The organism is Dendrosporobacter quercicolus (assembly GCF_900104455.1).
GTDB classification, from domain to species: domain Bacteria; phylum Bacillota; class Negativicutes; order DSM-1736; family Dendrosporobacteraceae; genus Dendrosporobacter; species Dendrosporobacter quercicolus.
Window position 1 is genome coordinate 41,360 of record NZ_FNHB01000007.1, and the last position, 17,583, is coordinate 58,942.

Below are 17,583 nucleotides of genomic sequence, written 5' to 3' on the forward strand. Positions count from 1 at the left end.
GACGATGACTGAGATGGAACAATATCAGCTATTACAAGGCAAGCTGGCTATTTTAGCTAAAATAGCCGCAAATACCGCTATTCAGCTTAAATTTGTCCGGCGGCAGGAAATCAGGGGGCTGCAGCGGTTGTTGCGGGAACGAACCAAGCTTTTACATTCACTTGGCATGTTTGATGAAAGATTAAAAGGCAGTCAGGCTTTAAGCCCAAGATGCTTGGCGCTAAAAGCGCAGATCGACGGCCGCCGGCAGCAGATCATCGGTTTAAACAAACAGACCATTGCGGCTGCGGTGGAGGAACGCGACAAGCTGGCTGCCGCGCTGCGCGGGTCCAAAAAACACCGTACAGTCATTGCCAATTATCAGTATGTCTCGCTGCCGGCCAGCGGCAGACGGTTTAACAGCAAGGGGTGAGGAAATTAAGCAGGGCGTCCGTAAATGCCGTTCATTTACAGACGCCCTGCTTGCCGTTTAGCACAGGATCCGGTAGCCATAGCCATAGATTGTTTCCAGACGGAGGTTAAACATTTTTTTGCGCATGCGCCGGATCAGGTCGTCAACGACACGGTCGGAGCCAAAATAGTTTTCACCCCACACCTGATGAAGAATTTGCTCCCGGGATAAAGCTGCATTTTTATACTGGAGAAAAAACAACAGCAGATCAAATTCCTTAGAGGTTAAAGCGACGGGCTGATCCTGATAGGTGACTTCCCGCCGGTCAAGATCCAGCAGATAGTCCTGCAGCTTAATTCTTACCGGTGCCGCCGCCGTTTTTTTTCTTTTGAGGATTCGGCCGACCCGCAGAACCAATTCCCGTGGAGAAAACGGCTTAACAACAAAATCATCGCAACCGAGTTCGAGTCCCAGAACCCGGTCCATCACTCTTTCCCGCTCAGAAGTCAGAATGATGGCGGCATCTTTCCTTTTTTCCTTAACCTCCCGCATGATTTTGAACCCTTCTTCGCCAGCGGCGTCCAGAATCCAGAGGTTCGGGCGATCAGCCACATGCAGCAGAGGTTGGGCATCCTTGCCAAAAACAGTTACCTGCCAGCCTTCCTTAGCTAAAAAGAATGATAAGATTTCACAAAAAGACTCGTCGTGATCAACTAAATAAATAGTGAATTTCATAGATAATTCCTGCCTGGCCTGTCCGAGTGACGGCAGTTTTCATTTCGGCCCGGACACCCCGGGAAAACTTGTCAAAGGCGCGGTGCTGTTATTCATCGCTATTCCCTTCCTTTCAGCATTGTTTGGACTCAACACTATTTTCCCATATTTTTATTGGATTCTTCTTGGAAAACAGCCCATTCGGTAAAAATATGGCGAAGAAATTCAGAATTACTGCTGCTTTAAGGAATGGCAGCGGAGCTTGCGAGGCGCGCCAAAATAAAAAAGGAGCTGCCTTTTCGCGGCAGCTCCCGGCAAATCCTATTTGCCGATGAATTCCTGAACAACATAAACTGAACCGTCGGAACTGTGAACCACACCAATGCCAACCTCGGTGAAGCTGGAATTGAGAATATTGGCGCGGTGGCCGGAGCTATTCATGAAAGCTGTTTGAGCTGCAGCCACACTGGTATTGATCGCCAGATTCTCACCGGCCGAAGTGTAGGTTATTCCCGCTTTGTCCATACGGTCAAAGGGCGATTCGCCTTCCGGATTGTAGTGAGAAAAATAGCTGCGCTTAATCATATCGGCTGCATAGTCATCCGCCAGACTGGTCAGCTTGGAGTTAAGGGTTAAAGCCGGCAGGCCATTGGCGGCCCGGTCTTTGTTTAACAAAGTGAAGGCTTCCTGTTTTTCCGCAGCAGTGCCGCTGCTGGTGCTGTTGCCTGAGTCTGAACCTGAGTTGGAATCTGAGCCTGAGCTGCTGCCCTGATCTGATTTTTTATCCGAATCGCCGTGATTGGAAAGGGCTGAGATCAGTCCTATGGCAGCAAGACCCAGCAGTATGCCTTTGCCGGAAGTTTTTTCCTCTTTTACCTCTGTGGATATCTCTTCCGGACTGGCTGCCTGAACGGAGGAAACGAAAGCGCCTCCGAACGAAGTGGTAAGAACGGAAAGAGCAAGAAAGCCTGTGAGTACTTTTTTCTTAAAAGATACCTGGATCATGTTGACACCTACCAATCATTTAAATTTTTTATGTTAACTAAAACACCTTGTTACTATTCGTTCTTTTTCGCGATTCTCCTACCTCTGGTGCATGACAGATTTTGTTAGCCTGAGAAACCCAGGCGCTGCGTGCTGTCGCGGGCAAAAAGAAAATCATGCCAGTACAGTTTTTATCCTTAATATTGGTAAAAAACCGGCAAAATATTCAATAACCGGTCGTTTGCCGCTGTTAGACACAACAAAACCCGGTGACCACGCCCTCATTTTTGGAAACAAGGGCGTGGTCACCGGGTTTGACAAGCCAAGGCGGCTTCCGGATATGCCGTCTTTGGTCCTCTAAGAAAATCCTAAAAGTCTTTTGACACAATACGAAAACAGAGCTAGTACCCGGCCAGCCATTATTCTACCGTTTTAAGGCTGACAAGGTACTAATGTCTGGCAAAGTTGTGAATTAGGATTACACTGTCTAATTCTAAGATTTAACTTGGTCAAGACACACTAGTTACCCTGGCATTCAGGGCAGGGCGGAAGGAGGAGAGCAATGAAAAAAATATTGCAGTGCTTAATGACAGGAATTGCAAATGTAATCATGACTTTTTTGCTGATGGCAGCCCCGATTGCGGCAATTGTATTCAGTTCACATTTGGTGGACGCTGCGGCGCTTCCTGCGATCAAAACGGCGATAGCCGCGCCCTACCGGGAGTTGATCGGCGGATCTTCCAAATGGTTTGACGCCGGGTTAAATCATTGGTATGCCGAATTATCGGGCCAGCCGACGGCCATTGATATTGTGTATAAACAGTTAGGAAAGCGGGACAGGTAGTGCTCATGCCGGCCGCTTAAGGCAGCTGGATGGAAAACACTGTTTTTACGCCCGGCTGACTGGTTGCAGTGATCGTACCGTGATGAGTTTTTACAATCCATTTGGCGATTGCCAGTCCCAGCCCGGCGCCGCCATTGAAACGGGATCGATCAGCCTGATAAAAGCGATCAAAGATTTTGGTCAGTGACTCGGGATCAATTCCTTCACCCGAGTCGGTAACTGTAAGCGTTGTCCGGGAATCTGCCCTCGTCAAATGGATCGCGATTGCGCCGCCGGCAGGCGTATGGCGTATGGCATTATCCAGCAGAATGCTGATCACCTGCTTGATTCTGGCTTCATCACCGAAAAAGCTGATTGGATGCGGGCAGCTTAGGCTTAGTGATATTTCTTTTAATGCCGCCAGGGCCTCAAAGGGCGATACTGCCTGTCTGAGTGCGGTATCAAGGGAAAATGAGCATTTAAGCAGCGGCTGCTGATTGGAGTCGGCCCGGGCCAGAAACAGCAGTGAATCGACTACCTGAGCCATTTGGCCGGATTCTTCCTTGATGTTTTGCAGCCACTTAGCCTGACTGGCCACTGTTTCCCCGGGATTGCCCATAACGACATCCAGGTTGGTCTGAATAATGGCCAGCGGAGTACGCAGCTCATGGGACGCGTCCGACAGAAAATCCTGTTGTTGCTGCCAGGCTTTCTGAATCGGTCCCATTGCCCGGTTCGCCATAAAGAAACTGCCTAAAAAGGATAGTAATAAACAGACCAGTCCGGTAACAATCAGGGCAGTCAATTGAATCAACAGCATATTGTTTTCATGGGTGAAATCCTGAAAGAGAATGGTGATTTCATCGTTTTCGCTGACCGCGGATTTCAGGTATTTATATTCAGTGCCGCCGAAGGCAATGATTCCCTGGGCGTTTTGGTCTTTTAGCGCTGCTGCCGACAAGACGGCCAGCTCTTCCTCTGACTGGAGGGAATTAGAGGATTGGTCGGTAATCAGCCCGCCGGGCGAAATTCTGATAAAAAAGAAAACAGGCCCGGGCTGCTCGGGCGGACGAAGCGGCAAATCATCAATCAGGCCGGATTCAATATCCTGCAAGACCTTATGGGCCATCGTTTCTGAGCGATGGTTTATTTCCAGGCGGGAAGAGTAATAAGTGCCGGTAATCAACAGGAAAAACAGCAAAAAGATGACGGTTGCATTAATTAAGGTCAGTTTTAAACGGAGTTTATTGAACATCATTGGCTCCGTGCAGATAATAACCTACGCCGCGGACGGTAATGATGTTTTTGACGCCGAGCTTTTTGCGCAGGTAATGAATATACAGATCGACACTGGCGATATCGGTGTCCGAATTGTAACCCCAGACTTTTTCCAGGATACGCTCTTTGGTGATGACCTGACCTAAATTGCGCATGAGCAAATCCAATAATAAGGATTCTTTAACCGACAGGTGAATGACGGAATTGCCTTTGACAACATCACCGCGCAGGGGATTTAAGGTCAGTCCGGCGGCGGAAATGGTATCACCGACAAAGTCTTTGCTCTTGCGGCGGGTCAATGCCCGTAATCTTGCCAGTAATTCGTCCGTTGAAAACGGCTTGACTACATAATCGTCAGCTCCGGCGTCAAGTCCTTCAATCAGATCGTTTTGACTGTCCTTTGCGGTCAGGATAAGTACCGGGGTGTTAAAGCCAAGACTGCGAAATTCTTTCAGGAGTGAAATGCCGTTCCGTACCGGCAGCATCCGGTCTAAAATAATGATGTCATAAAATCCGGTGGCCGCCATTTCAAGACCGGTATTGCCATCTTCGGCAATATCCACCGAGTAGCCGCTTCTTTTCAGAATGTGCGCCAGTGCTCCGGATAATTTGCACTCATCTTCTACTAATAATAATTTCACTGTATAACCTCTTTATTGAACTGCCGTGTCAAAATTCTCCATCCTTGGATGTTTATGCTATCTAATTTTACCTGAGCATCCTTGGAATTTCCTTGGATTTTTCAAAGAAGATTTAGTATATTGTAGCATAAAGTTTGTAAAAAAAAACATAATTATGGAGAATTCAAAATTAATTCCAAGAAATGCAGTTTAAACTAGTGATAACAGTTTTTACTACATACAATGATTTTGACCAGAAGAAATGAGGCTGAATATGAATTCCATTTGGAGAAAGAAATACAAAACAGTTTTCGTATTTGTGGTGGTTGGCATGCTGATCGCAGCCGGCGGCTTATATTACTTTAAGCAGCGCAACGCCCCGGCTGCCGTTGAAAATACCGTTGCCGTAACCCGCGGCGACATTAAGCAGGTGGTTGCGGCAACGGGCACGATTTCTCCGTTAAATTCCGTAGAAATCAGCTCACGGGTTACCGGGCTGATTACGGATGTCAAAGTAAAGGAAAACGATCTGGTAAAAGCCGGTCAAGTCTTGCTGGTACTGGATGACACCAGCTTAAAAGCCCAGGTTGCCCAATATTATTCACAGTTGCAGAATTACAGCGCCATTTATGAACGCAGCAAAAAGCTGGCGGCAGTGGGCGGTCAGTCGGATCAGCAGCTGGATGCTGATATGACCAACTATCTGGTGGCTAAGTCCAATTATGACAATTATTCATCACAGCTTGAGTACTATGTCATCAAATCTCCGGTGGACGGCATGGTGATTGGCAAGCCCACTCCGGCCGGCCAGACGGTGGCGCAAGGGATTTCCACCCCGCAAGTCATCATGACAATTGCCGATATGTCCCAAATGCAGATCAAGGTGCTGGTAGATGAAACCGATATTGGCAAGGTGAAGTTAGGTCAAAATGTTACGTTTACGGTTGACTCCTATACCGATCAGAGCTTTTCGGGTAAGGTAACCAGTATTTCCCGCAGCGCCACGACTTCTTCCAATGTCATTTATTATCCGGTCTATGTCGATGTTGAATCGTCGGAAGGCTTATTGTTTCCCACAATGACGGCCAGGGTTAATATTGAAACCGGAGCGGGCAGTGGTGTGCTGGTTTTACCGGCTGCCGCCGTAAAAGAAGAAAATGGGCAAAAATATGTACAATTAAAAGTCAACGGACAAACGCAGAAACAGCCGGTTCAGGTCGGCTTAAGCGATGATTCCAGCGTGGAAATTATCAGTGGCCTGCAAGAGGGCGAAAGCGTAATTCTACCTGCTGTTAAGCCCAGTACTGCGGCCGGCAATCGGATGGGGCCGCCGCTGTTTTAAAAGTACAGCACGTACTGTGCTTAAATAAAAACAATGTTTAGGGGGGAGTTGTCATGCAGATTTCTGCAGCAGGCAGTTCGTATGGTCAGACCAGCCAGTCTAATCAAAGCCAGATTAAGACACTGGAAAAAAAGAAAGAGCAGATTGAGCAAAAGATCAGCAAATTAAATCAGGATAGTCAGGCTTCCGAAGATAAGGAAACCCAAATCCAGACGCTCCAAGCGCAACTGCAGGTAATTGAAGCGCGTATTCAACAACTACAGCAAAAGCAGGAGCAAGCGCAAACGAAAAACGACGCCGGCCAGGCCCCGGCGCAAACTGAACAGCGTACAGGCATTTCCGTCACCGCCGGTGTTGATATCGCCATATAGCGGCCCGAAGCCCTGGGATGATTTTTCATCCCGGGGCTTTTTTCTCTGTTTTCTAATGCAGAAGTTTAGCCAGCAAATGAGGCCAATCGGCTACAATTCACTATTTCCGGGAAATAGCGACAGAATATGCCGGTGGCTTTGTCCCGCTTTAGGGGCAGTTACATTAGCTGACGAAATGGCGCAAAAAATTGTCTTAAAGGTCAAAAAGTCAAAAAAATGATTGCTAAAATTGGCAGGCTTTGTTAAGATAAATTCAAGGATACTGATTGTCAGGTAATATGTAAAGTTACCGCCGACGGTAGACGAATTTAAACTACAAAAAGTAACTGAGGGGGCTGGTTATATGCAACAGGAAAAGTATACGCAGCGCGCACTGGCGGCAATGCAGGGAGCGCAGCAATTGGCTGCAATGTATTATCATCAGGAGATCACTACGGCGCATCTGTTAGCAGCATTGGCCAGAGACGCTGAAGGACTTTTAGGGCAGATTTTCACTGAGCTTAAGGTTGACCCTGGTTTACTGCAGGTGAGACTGGAACAGCTCTTGAAGCAGCAGCCGTCAGTTCGCGGCGACGCGGCCGGCATGCATATGAATACGGCTATGCTGCGGGTATTGGCGCTGGCGGAAAAAATGGCCGCTGATATGAAAGATCAGTTTATCAGCACCGAGCATCTGTTGCTGGCCGTTGTTGAAGACGGCGACAATGAGGTGATCCGGATATGCCGGGAATTCAATCTGGTGCGCAACCGGATTAAGTCTATTGTAACCGGGCATCGCGCCGGTCAGGGCATTACCTCTGATAACCCGGAAGAGGCCTTTCAGGCGCTGCGTAAATATGGCCGCGATCTTACGGCGCAAGCTCAGCAGGGCAAGCTGGACCCGGTGATCGGCCGGGATGACGAGATCAGGCGGGTAATTGAAATACTGTCGCGCCGGACCAAAAACAATCCCGTACTGATTGGTGAACCTGGTGTAGGCAAAACAGCCATTGTCGAGGGTCTGGCCCGCCGCATTATTGCCGGAGACGTGCCGGAGTCATTAAAAAATAAAACATTATATTCACTTGATTTGGGGGCGTTGGTGGCAGGCGCCAAGTTCCGGGGCGAATTCGAGGAACGGCTGAAAAATGTCTTAAACGAAATTGCCAAATCCGAAGGGAAGATCCTGTTATTTATTGATGAGCTGCATACTGTTGTCGGCGCCGGCGCGGCTGAAGGGGCGATGGATGCGGGCAATATTTTAAAACCGATGCTGGCCAGGGGCGAATTGCGCTGTGTCGGGGCGACAACCCTGAATGAGTATCGCAAATATATTGAAAAGGATACTGCATTGGAGCGGCGTTTCCAACCGGTAATGGTCGGGCAGCCTACGGTGGAGGATACCATCTCGATCTTGCGGGGCTTAAAAGAACGTTATGAGATTCATCATGGCGTTCGGATTAAGGATTCGGCGCTGGTATCGGCCGCTGTTTTATCCGACCGCTATATTTCCGACCGTTTTTTGCCGGATAAGGCGATTGATTTGGTAGACGAGGCCGCAGCCAAGCTGCGTACGGAGATAGATTCGATGCCCAGTGAGCTTGATGAAATACTGCGCCGGATCATGCAGCTGGAAATTGAGGATCAGGCGCTGAAGAAGGAAAGCGATGTTTCCGCACAGGATAAAACCAGGCACATCGAAGCGGAACTGGCCGGCCTGCGTGAGCAGGCCGACCAGCTGAAAGAGCAGTGGCAAATGGAAAAACAATCGATATTGCGGGTCAGAGGATTAAAACAGGAAATTGAGGCTGTAAAAAGCGATATGGAGGCAGCCGAGCGCTCGTATGATTTAAACCGTCTGGCCGAATTGAAATACGGCCGCCTGCCGGAACTTGAACGGCGGCTGCAGGATGAGGAAAAAGCCCTGGCTGATAAAAAGAGCGGCGGCACACTGCTGAAAGAAGAAGTAAGCGATGAGGATATTGCCAAAGTGGTCAGCCGCTGGACCGGTATTCCCGTCAGCCGGATGCTGGCCGGGGAACGGGAAAAGCTGGCCAGATTGCAAGAGGTATTGCACGCCCGGGTAGTAGGCCAGGACTATGCGGTGCAAGCGGTAAGCGAAGCAATCATCAGAGCGCGGGCCGGGATTAAGGACCCGAACCGGCCCATTGGATCGTTTATTTTCCTGGGGCCGACCGGTGTGGGCAAAACTGAGCTGGCGAAGGCCTTAGCGGAAATTCTGTTTGATGATGAACGCAATATTGTGCGGCTGGATATGAGTGAATATATGGAAAAGCACGCGGTGGCCCGCCTGATTGGGGCTCCGCCGGGCTATGTCGGCTACGACGAGGGCGGCCAGCTTACGGAAGCAGTACGCCGCCGGCCTTACAGCGTTTTGCTGTTGGATGAAATTGAAAAAGCGCATAACGATGTATTCAATGTCCTGCTGCAAATTTTAGACGACGGCCGCTTAACAGATAGTAAAGGGCGCACCGTTAGTTTCAAAAATACCATTATCATCATGACTTCCAATTTAGGCTCGGCGGAAATATTGCAGAACGATTTTGCGGTTGCCAAAGAGCGGGTGCTGAACATGCTGAAAAGCTATTTCCGGCCGGAATTTCTAAACAGGGTCGACGATACCATTGTTTTTAACGGCCTTTCAGCGGAGCAGGTCCGCACAATTGCCGGAATTCTGCTGGAAAACCTGAACAAGCGGCTGCAAAAACAGGTTAATATTACCTTAACCTGGGATGATGCGGTACTGGATTTACTGGCCAGGGACGGGTATGACCCGGCTTATGGCGCACGGCCGCTGCGGCGCTTGATCAGCAGGACAATTGAAACCGAGTTAAGCAAAAAGATTGTTTTAGGCCGGTTTGGTGAAGGCAGCGAGGTCCGGGCCATTGTGGAACAAGAAAAAATTGCTTTGCTCTAACCGGTAAATACCGGTAAATAAAAGGCGTGTCGCAAAACGTGTTAGCAAACGCACAGCGACACGCCTTTCTGCGCAAGAAAGAAAGAGCGCTTAAACCCAAGACGATTTCCGGCTGCGCCGACCGCCGTCTTGGGTTTGCTTGCGGACAGCGGAGTGCTGTGCTATTTGATTACAATCAGCAGCATTTTGAAATTATCGACGGCTTCCAGTCCGTGGGGAATGTTGGCCGGCATGACCACTGCTTCACCGGTGCGGGCGGTGAGTTTGCTATCGCCAACGGTAATTTCGGCCTCGCCGTCCAACAGGTAGACCAGGGCATCGCCGGGCGCGGCGTGTGTGCTGATTGCCTCGCCCTTGCTGAAGGCGAACAGGGTAATGCTGACCGCCTCATTCTGCACCAGCGTCAGGCTGACCACGCGGCCGGGCTGGTAATCGACAAGACCGGCCATGGTCAGCGTTTTGGCGAATTCTATATTCTTGATGAATTTTTGTTCCATGTTGCTGTCCCTCCTAATTTGCTTTTCGCTTTGTAATACTTTTACCAACCCTGAATGCTGCAGTTACTGATCGTTTGCAGTTTAAAGATTGGCACAGTACCAGTATAGGCTTTATTATCCCTCGTTGCTGTGACCGCCATCACAACCTGGGCAAGCGGGACGAATTTTTGTTTTGACAACAAAATCTGTTTCTGATAATATGAGTAAATGAGCCATTGCGGCTATGAAGGCAGGGCAGGCGAATATCAACACAAGCTGGGGGATAAAAGTGAACAGGTTTTCCTTATTTAAATTGGCCTGGCCGATATTTTTGGAACAATTTCTAATTATGCTGGTAGGCTTTGTCAATGTGTATATTTTAAGCAAGTATGACAGTGTGGCTGCGGCGGGAGTGGAAGCCACCAATCAGATTATTTGGAATTTTTTACTGGTGTTTGCCATTATTTCGATGGGAACCTCGGTTCTGGTAGCGCAGAATGTTGGCGCAAAGCGGCCGGAGGCAATTGATAAGATTGCCGCCGTATCACTGCTGTTTAATGCTCTGCTGGGCGCGGCGGTCAGTCTTATTCTGCTGACCTTCGGTAAAGGCATTCTGATGCGTCTGGGCATAGCGGATCATTTACTGAGCTACGCTCACACCTACATGCAGATTGTAGGTGGTTTTATTTTTTTTGATGCTCTGCTGTCATCGGCGGACGCCATTTTAAAAGGTTTCGGCCGGACCAAACAATGCCTGGCCATTACGGCTTTTATGAATGTATTAAATTTGACGGGTTCGATTCTGCTGGGACTGGGCGTGGCAGGCTTTCCGGCGCTGGGCGTTCAGGGGGTCGCCATTGCCGCCGTATGCGGCAAAGGCGTGGCCGTTATGGCGGCCCTGGTTTATGTGTTTACCAAATTGCTGAAAATCGGTATTTTGCGTCATCTGCTGGCTTTCCCGGTTCGTGAATTAAAGCAACTGCTCACCATTGGCTTCCCGGCTGCCATGGAAAACATGTCCTATAATTTGAGCCAGACGATTCTGATGATGATCATCATTGTTCATTTAGGCGCTGATGCCTATATTACGCGTACGTATGCCTGGTCGGTCATTAAAATGGCGTTTTTATTTTCACTGGCAATCGGACAGGCCAATATTATTATGATCGGGCAGCTAGTGGGTGCCCGGAAATTTGCCGAGGCGGAGCAAGCCGGTATGCAGAATTTTAAGATTGCGTTTGCCGGCGCCTGGGTCATTGGCGGATTGCTGTTTCTATTCCGGTATCAGCTTATGGAAATATTCACCAGTGATCCCGGAATTATTGCGCTGGGCGCGACGGTATTTCTGATTGATGCTTTTTTAGAGCCCGGACGTACGTTTAATATTGTGTTTATCTATGGTCTGCGGGGCGCCGGCGACGTCATATTCCCGGTGTTTGTCGCGATTATTTCCATGTGGTCAATCACCATTGGCCTGGGCTATTATCTTGGCGTCGTCTTGGGCTATGGCTTGCCCGGACTCTGGCTGGTTATGCTGCTTGATGAGTGGTTCCGCGGCCTGGCTATGCTGTGGCGCTGGCGAAGCGGCGACTGGAAGTCGAAGGCGATGGTTTAGCCGGCCCATAGAAGCACCAGTACTACCAGCAATTTTAACAGCGCTTTTTATTTTCGGACGAACAATATTTGCCGTAAAGATGATATAATAAAGTATAATAATCTTTGGTGTAAAGGAGCGTTCGTATGGAAGCACAAAAGAGCTTTTGGGCTATGGGGAAACGTCAGCAGGAAAGCTTTCTGGCCGAGACCACCCATGAGGCCATTGCCCGCACGCAGGCTTTAGGCCAGGCAACTTGCCATAAAGATGAAAAAGGACTGTACTTTTTAGCGCCTACAGGCGAAAAACGCTATGTGATTGCCAGAAAATACAAAGGCCGGAGACGGTCGGTCAAAGGTATGGACATATGGGCGAACAATACGCTCGTTTAGTGGTGATTGCCGGTCCCAACGGTTCAGGGAAAAGTACAATAACTGAAAAAATCTATGCGGCAAATCCCGGTGATTTGCCGTCTTTGTATATTAATGCCGATGAAATTGCCAAACAATATCAGCTAAAGGCGCTGGCGGCGGCCGAGGAGGCCGACCGGCTGCGCCGTACCGCCATTAGGCAGGGGCAGTCTTTTGCCATGGAAACAGTGATGTCGACAGATGCTAAAATTGCTTTGCTAAAGGCGGCAAAAGCGGCCGGGTATGTCATTTATTTTCTGTTTGTTACCACCCAGGATCCGATGATTAATGTGGAGCGGGTCCGCAACCGGGTGCTAAAGGGGGGCCACGATGTTCCCGCGGATAAAATCAGATCCAGATATCACCGGACGATGGCCCGGCTGGCTGAGGCCACGCGGATTGTTGATGTGGCGCGGATTTATGATAATTCCGGCGAAGGGCCGGTGCTGATTGCGGAGAAGCTGCCAAGCGGAGTGCTGGTGCTTTATCCGCAGGGGCGGCTGAGCCTGTGGACCGGTCAGGCCTTGCGAGCGATGTTTGGCCTGAATGGCTACAAAAGAGTCATGTTAAAGACAACCAAGAAAAGTAACCGTCCGCCGTCTTGCTAAGTTTGTAGCAAAACTACGGCTGCCTGCATATTTATATCCTGTAATTAACACGCGAGGCAAAGGCGCCTATAACACTGCTGTAAAGTGGTCTGATAGGCGCTCATTTCTTCTCGAAGGGGAGATGCATAACATGTGCGGCATTACTGGATGGATAGACTGGGACAATGATTTGGAGCAGGAGCGCGCTATTTTAGATGCAATGGTCGCAACACTGGCAGCCAGGGGGCCCGATGCATCCGGAACTTACGTTAAACCGGCGGTAGCGCTCGGTCATCGCCGGTTAAGCGTTGTTGACCTGGTCAATGGGGCGCAGCCGATGATCAGGCGGCGCGGCGACTGGAATTATGTCATTACGTATAACGGGGAGTTGTATAATACCCCCGAACTGCGGCAGGAACTGGAAGCCCGCGGCTATCACTTTACCACCAGCTCCGATACGGAGGTATTGCTGACAGCTTATATTGAATATGGTCCGGCGTGTGTCGAAAAACTGAATGGAATATTTGCTTTCGGCATTTGGGATGAACAGAAGGAACACTTATTTTTAGCCAGGGACCGCATTGGCGTCAAGCCGCTGTTTTATGCCGAGCGGGGCGGCAGGCTGCTGTTTGGTTCGGAATTAAAGGCCTTGCTGGCCAATCCGCTGGTGCAGCCGGAAATCGATGCCGCAGGATTAGCTGAAGTCTTTATGATTGGGCCGGCGCGGACGCCGGGTCATGGTATATTTCGCGATATTTACGAGCTAAAGCCCGGTCATTCGCTGCTGTATAACCGCAATGGAACACGGATCGTGCAATACTGGGCTTTGCACAGTAAGCCCCATGAAGATGATTTTACCCAGACAGTAAAGACTGTCCGCGAGTTATTGCTGGATACGGCCCAGCGGCAGCTGGTTGCTGACGTGCCGGTCTGCACGTTCCTGTCAGGCGGGCTGGATTCCAGCGCTCTTACCGCTCTGGCGGCCAATACTTACCGTCGTGACGGCTTAGGGCAGCTTCATACGTATTCGGTTGATTACCGCGACAATGAAAAATTTTTTCAGGCCAGCAGTTTTCAGCCTAATGCCGATGCGCCCTGGGTAAAGCGGATGGCGGAATATTTTCATACCAATCATCATGAAATTATCCTGGAGAATCAGGAATTGGCGCAAAGTCTGCCCCAGGCCGCCGTTGCGCGTGATTTACCGGGAATGGCTGATATTGATACATCGCTGTATCTATTTTCCCGGGAAATCAAAAAAGGCGCTACGGTAGCATTGTCGGGAGAGTGCGCTGATGAGGTCTTCGGCGGTTATCCCTGGTTTTATCGCGAGGAAATGATCAACGCAACGACCTTTCCCTGGGCGCCGCGGCCGGAAATAAGGTTAGACTGGTTATCGCCGGAATTTAAAGCCAGGCTCAATTTAAGCGACTATGTCAAACAACGCTACAGCGATGCCCTGGCTGAGGTTCCGCGCTTACCGGGGGAGGCGGCCGGCGCTGCCCGGATGAGGGAAATCTTTTATTTGAGCCTGACCCGCTGGATGCCTACCCTGCTTGACCGCAAAGACCGGATGAGTATGGCCTTCGGCCTTGAGGTCCGGGTGCCTTATTGCGATCACCGGCTGGTCGAGTATGTCTGGAATGTTCCCTGGGAAATGAAAAATTATCAGCAACGGGAAAAAGGGCTGCTGCGGTATGCGTTAACCGGGATATTGCCGGACGATGTGTTATGGCGGAAAAAAAGCCCTTACCCTAAAACGCATAATCCCGAATATCTGAACACAGTGCGGAAATGGGCGCTGGAGGTTTTGGACGATACGTCTTCACCGCTGCTGCCGCTGATTGATGCCGGCAAGATTAAGGCGATTGCCCAAACTGACCTGGCGGCTTCCAATATCCCCTGGTTTGGGCAATTGATGGGCGGGGCGCAGTTGTTTGCCTATCTGGTGCAGGCTGATGCCTGGATGCGCCGCTATAAAGTGAAAATTGTATAATCCTGGAGGGTGTCTCAACATGCAAGCCATGTGAGACCCCTTTTTTATTAGGCTGGACGCAACCGGCGCCTGCTATTGTATAATGCCAGTTTTAGCCAGTGACTAGTCAGTCAATTTGTGTTATGCTGGGAAAGGCAAGAAATTACTTATGCAGTCAAGCAGAGAGGATGAATACTGGATGCCGAAAAAATCGCTGAAAACTTTGGCTGTCGCAGGCTTACTGCTCTTCGTGATGTTAGTGGCCGGCTGCGGCGGCGGTTCGAATGCCAAGCGAATAACCGGACTTGAGCCGGATGGAGTGGTTAAAACCTTCGTTGACGCCGCTCAAAACAGCAAAATGAAGGAAGCCGGATTATATATATCGCCAGCTTCAAGCGGAAACGCTAAGACTGTGGTCAAGTTTCTGACCGGTGATTCAGGTTTGGCTCAACTGAAAAAGTCCAATGTAATGTCGGTCAAACAAGCCGCCCGCGAGGGCAATTATGCAGTCGTGGTTGCCACCCTGCAGGAGCAGGACACCTTTAATTTTACCGTTAAACCGGTAGGCTTGGAAAAAATCAAGGGTGAATGGTATATTGTGGATTTTGATCAAATCTACAATGACGCCAAATACCAAGCGCTGGAAAAACTGCTTAACAGCATTTGACGGTAAAACTGCCTCAATGATCAATTGGGGCAGTTTTTTTGCGTGTAAGCGAAAACCATATGGTTGGAAATTTACGGCTATGCAACGAAAAAAATTATTTTAAAATGAATGCAGGTTTGCGCTCCACAACCTAACCGATGGGTGCGCAGCTAATTGAGATAGTAAGTTTGCAGATAAAGTAGTTATAAATCCAAAATATTAGTATAATTTAAGTTTCCATTTTTTAGAGCAGTTTTCCTAAACTTATGACTTATATAAACTCGTAAACTGTTGATTTAATAGTGTTTATTCTTTTACTGGAGGACTATGGTTTTAATGTCCAATAGTATTATACAATTGGAAATCCGTGAATGTACTATAATGTTACAATGATGAAGATATCTATAAATAATGGTTGATTAATAGATAAATATATTTTATAATGAAAAAATAAGGAAAACAATGACAAACAAGGGAGGAAATGTAATGTGTGTTGATTAATTGAGGTTAAAGATAGATTGGATTATGGACAAGTTTGACAGAGTATTGCTTTGGCGGAGCTTTATCAAACCAGGAATCACAATGCTTTGGCGTTAACAGTGACGGCGAGCAGTTAATCACTATGTTTTCGTTATGCAATTTTGCGTAAGCGAGACCAGATGTCTGATTTGGATACCAAATTGGTCTATCACTATGTGTCTTAGCATAGCATGTCTGGTACTTAATATTGATTATGTTAGTGATATCATCTAATATAAAAAGTTCGAATAGTGCCTGTTGAGGCTCAAACTGAAGTTTTTGGGGCCTGGATTTTACCAAGAGTAAGCAGTATCGGCTATTATAAATCTTGTACCAGTAAATAGATTATTTAGATTATTAACAGTTTTCATCCTAATAACGAGGCAAACCCATAATCATAAGGCTTCTTGGCGGAAACAATGATTATAGGTCAGCAGCTGATAGCTTATGCTTATTTTCTTTGCCAATTTTACTATTAGTTAATATTGTATTTATATCAAATAATCTATCTATAAGTAGATTTAAATACTTTATCAATAAATGAGGAAGTAAGGTGAATGTTATGTAAATAATTAAATTTAGTAATAGAGAATAGCAGTGAAAATTATACATGGCAAAACCCATAATCATAAGGCTTCTTGGCGGAAACAATGATTATGGGTTGCAGCTAATAGCTTATACTATTTTGCTTTGCCAAATTTATTATAACATAATTTTGCGAAAAGTTAAATTTATATTTTAAATAATGTAAATTACAAGCGAGACTAACCTATGGAATTTTTATCCCAAAGTAAATACTTTATTAATGTTTAATTTGACGGAACTCCATTTACTCCAATTTTTGTAAATACCTTGTAGAAAGCTTATGTAGTTTGAAAAAATCATAAAGATTGAGAGGGAATTAAATATGGACTTTTCAATTGGGATAGGTATTACGAATAAGTGCAATTATAATTGCAGTCATTGCTATTCTCGGGAGGATCAAACTTTTGAACTTAAATATGAAGATGTAGAAAAACTTTGCAAGAACTTAGATATTACTGCTATTAATTTTGGAACAGGAGAAAGTGGATTACATTCTGAGTTTGATAAAATTACAGATTATGTATATAAGAAAGGAATAAAAATGGCCCTAACAACTAATGGTTATACAGTCGCATTGTTAGATGATAAACAGCTTAAACGATTTAATGATATTGATTTCTCATTAGATTTTGCTCAAAAAGACAATCACGATCAGTTTCGAGGATTAGGTGCCGCTAACTTAGTTGAAACTGGGATTGAAAGGTGTAAGCGACTGGGGGTAGAAGCTTCCTTTGCTTGTGCAATGATGAAAGAAAATTACAATGTAATGGATAAAATGGCTGAAAAGGCTAGGGGTATAGGCGTAAATCTTAGAGTAAATGTATATAAACCAGTTCATACACTTAAACACTTATTGACCTATGATGAATTTTGGGAAGGGGTAAAACGATTATTTAGCAATTCTAAGATAGTTTCTTGTAGTGAGCCAATCGTCAATGCATTAATCAGAAATAAAACATTGGATGGCGGGTCAAGGTGTGGCAAGAAAAGCTTGCGAATTCGGCCAGATGGCGGTATTGTCCCTTGTGTGTATTGGAATAAAAGCATGTCTAGTATTGATGAGTTAGTAGCAAATAAGAAAAAGTTTTCATATGAAGCATTTCTTCAATATATTGAAGAAGTAACTGAAGAAACCAAAGCTGTACCTGAGGAGTGTGCCGACTGCGATGTATTAGATATATGTCAAGGTGGTTGCGCGGCTCGAAGGCTTTACAATGATATGAATAAACCTGATTTATATTGCTTTAGATTATATGGTAAGCAGCCTCCAAACATTGATTTTGAATGGGGAGAATCAAAAGATCTTGTACATTCAGATTATCTGTGCACTATAATCGTACAATAACATTAG

General features: G+C 47.2%; 16 protein-coding genes. 11 read left to right on the forward strand and 5 right to left on the reverse strand.

Annotated features, from left to right (window positions below):
• Nucleotides 1–4: 4 nt before the first annotated feature.
• A complete protein-coding gene (locus BLR06_RS13330; protein WP_092074031.1) occupies nucleotides 5–412 on the forward strand; it encodes a hypothetical protein in 408 nt (135 codons plus the stop codon).
• 57 nt (nucleotides 413–469) lie between these two features.
• Here BLR06_RS13330 and BLR06_RS13335 read toward each other — a convergent pair whose 3' ends face one another.
• Both BLR06_RS13335 and BLR06_RS13340 read right to left on the reverse strand, forming a co-directional pair.
• The gene (locus tag BLR06_RS13335; RefSeq protein ID WP_092074033.1) at nucleotides 470–1,126 is read right to left on the reverse strand and encodes a response regulator transcription factor; all 657 of its coding nucleotides are present in this window, start codon (nucleotides 1,124–1,126) and stop codon (nucleotides 470–472) included.
• A 300-nt stretch (nucleotides 1,127–1,426) separates the two neighbouring features.
• Nucleotides 1,427–2,110, reverse strand: coding sequence for a CAP domain-containing protein (locus BLR06_RS13340; protein ID WP_092074035.1), 684 nt, complete (start codon nucleotides 2,108–2,110; stop codon nucleotides 1,427–1,429).
• A 541-nt stretch (nucleotides 2,111–2,651) separates the two neighbouring features.
• Between BLR06_RS13340 and BLR06_RS13350 the strand changes: the two genes are divergently transcribed.
• Nucleotides 2,652–2,933, forward strand: a complete 282-nt coding sequence (locus BLR06_RS13350; RefSeq protein WP_092074039.1) for a hypothetical protein — start codon at nucleotides 2,652–2,654, stop codon at nucleotides 2,931–2,933.
• Nucleotides 2,934–2,949: 16 nt separating this feature from the next.
• On the opposite strand, the gene BLR06_RS13355 is transcribed toward BLR06_RS13350, so the two are convergent.
• Together BLR06_RS13355 and BLR06_RS13360 are read right to left on the reverse strand one after the other, a co-directional pair.
• On the reverse strand, nucleotides 2,950–4,170 hold the full coding sequence (locus BLR06_RS13355; RefSeq protein ID WP_245698151.1) for a sensor histidine kinase: 1,221 nt from the start codon (nucleotides 4,168–4,170) through the stop codon (nucleotides 2,950–2,952).
• A complete protein-coding gene (locus tag BLR06_RS13360; protein WP_092074041.1) occupies nucleotides 4,157–4,831 on the reverse strand; it encodes a response regulator transcription factor in 675 nt (224 codons plus the stop codon). Before BLR06_RS13360 ends, BLR06_RS13355 begins: the two co-directional genes overlap by 14 nt.
• A 253-nt stretch (nucleotides 4,832–5,084) precedes the next feature.
• On the opposite strand from BLR06_RS13360, the gene BLR06_RS13365 reads away from it, so the two are divergent.
• The 3 genes from BLR06_RS13365 to clpB all read left to right on the forward strand — a co-directional run bounded on the left by BLR06_RS13365 (nucleotide 5,085) and on the right by clpB (nucleotide 9,440).
• On the forward strand, nucleotides 5,085–6,152 hold the full coding sequence (locus BLR06_RS13365) for an efflux RND transporter periplasmic adaptor subunit (protein WP_092074043.1): 1,068 nt from the start codon (nucleotides 5,085–5,087) through the stop codon (nucleotides 6,150–6,152).
• A gap of 53 nt (nucleotides 6,153–6,205) precedes the next feature.
• The gene (locus BLR06_RS13370) at nucleotides 6,206–6,523 is read left to right on the forward strand and encodes a FlxA-like family protein (RefSeq protein ID WP_092074045.1); all 318 of its coding nucleotides are present in this window, start codon (nucleotides 6,206–6,208) and stop codon (nucleotides 6,521–6,523) included.
• Nucleotides 6,524–6,866: 343 nt separating this feature from the next.
• A complete protein-coding gene (gene clpB, locus BLR06_RS13375) occupies nucleotides 6,867–9,440 on the forward strand; it encodes an ATP-dependent chaperone ClpB (protein ID WP_092074047.1) in 2,574 nt (857 codons plus the stop codon).
• 161 nt (nucleotides 9,441–9,601) lie between these two features.
• On the opposite strand, the gene BLR06_RS13380 is transcribed toward clpB, so the two are convergent.
• Nucleotides 9,602–9,937, reverse strand: coding sequence for a cupin domain-containing protein (locus BLR06_RS13380; protein ID WP_092074049.1), 336 nt, complete (start codon nucleotides 9,935–9,937; stop codon nucleotides 9,602–9,604).
• Between the two features lie 268 nt (nucleotides 9,938–10,205).
• On the opposite strand from BLR06_RS13380, the gene BLR06_RS13385 reads away from it, so the two are divergent.
• The 6 genes from BLR06_RS13385 (at nucleotide 10,206) to BLR06_RS13410 (ending at nucleotide 17,577) form a co-directional block, all read left to right on the forward strand.
• Nucleotides 10,206–11,531: an MATE family efflux transporter gene (locus tag BLR06_RS13385; protein WP_092074051.1), complete on the forward strand. Its 1,326-nt coding sequence runs from the start codon at nucleotides 10,206–10,208 to the stop codon at nucleotides 11,529–11,531.
• 125 nt (nucleotides 11,532–11,656) lie between these two features.
• Complete coding sequence (locus BLR06_RS13390) at nucleotides 11,657–11,902, forward strand: hypothetical protein (protein WP_092074053.1); 246 nt, start codon at nucleotides 11,657–11,659, stop codon at nucleotides 11,900–11,902.
• Nucleotides 11,878–12,528 carry an ATPase gene (locus tag BLR06_RS13395; protein WP_092074055.1) on the forward strand — a complete coding sequence of 217 codons (651 nt, stop codon included), beginning with the start codon at nucleotides 11,878–11,880 and terminating at the stop codon, nucleotides 12,526–12,528. Before BLR06_RS13390 ends, BLR06_RS13395 begins: the two co-directional genes overlap by 25 nt.
• 130 nt (nucleotides 12,529–12,658) lie before the next feature.
• Nucleotides 12,659–14,503, forward strand: coding sequence for an asparagine synthase (glutamine-hydrolyzing) (asnB, locus tag BLR06_RS13400; RefSeq protein WP_092074057.1), 1,845 nt, complete (start codon nucleotides 12,659–12,661; stop codon nucleotides 14,501–14,503).
• A gap of 178 nt (nucleotides 14,504–14,681) precedes the next feature.
• Nucleotides 14,682–15,149 (forward strand): hypothetical protein, encoded by a 468-nt coding sequence (locus tag BLR06_RS13405; protein ID WP_092074059.1) that lies wholly within the window; start codon nucleotides 14,682–14,684, stop codon nucleotides 15,147–15,149.
• A 1,405-nt stretch (nucleotides 15,150–16,554) separates the two neighbouring features.
• Nucleotides 16,555–17,577, forward strand: a complete 1,023-nt coding sequence (locus BLR06_RS13410) for a radical SAM/SPASM domain-containing protein (protein WP_092074061.1) — start codon at nucleotides 16,555–16,557, stop codon at nucleotides 17,575–17,577.
• Nucleotides 17,578–17,583 lie beyond the last annotated feature (6 nt).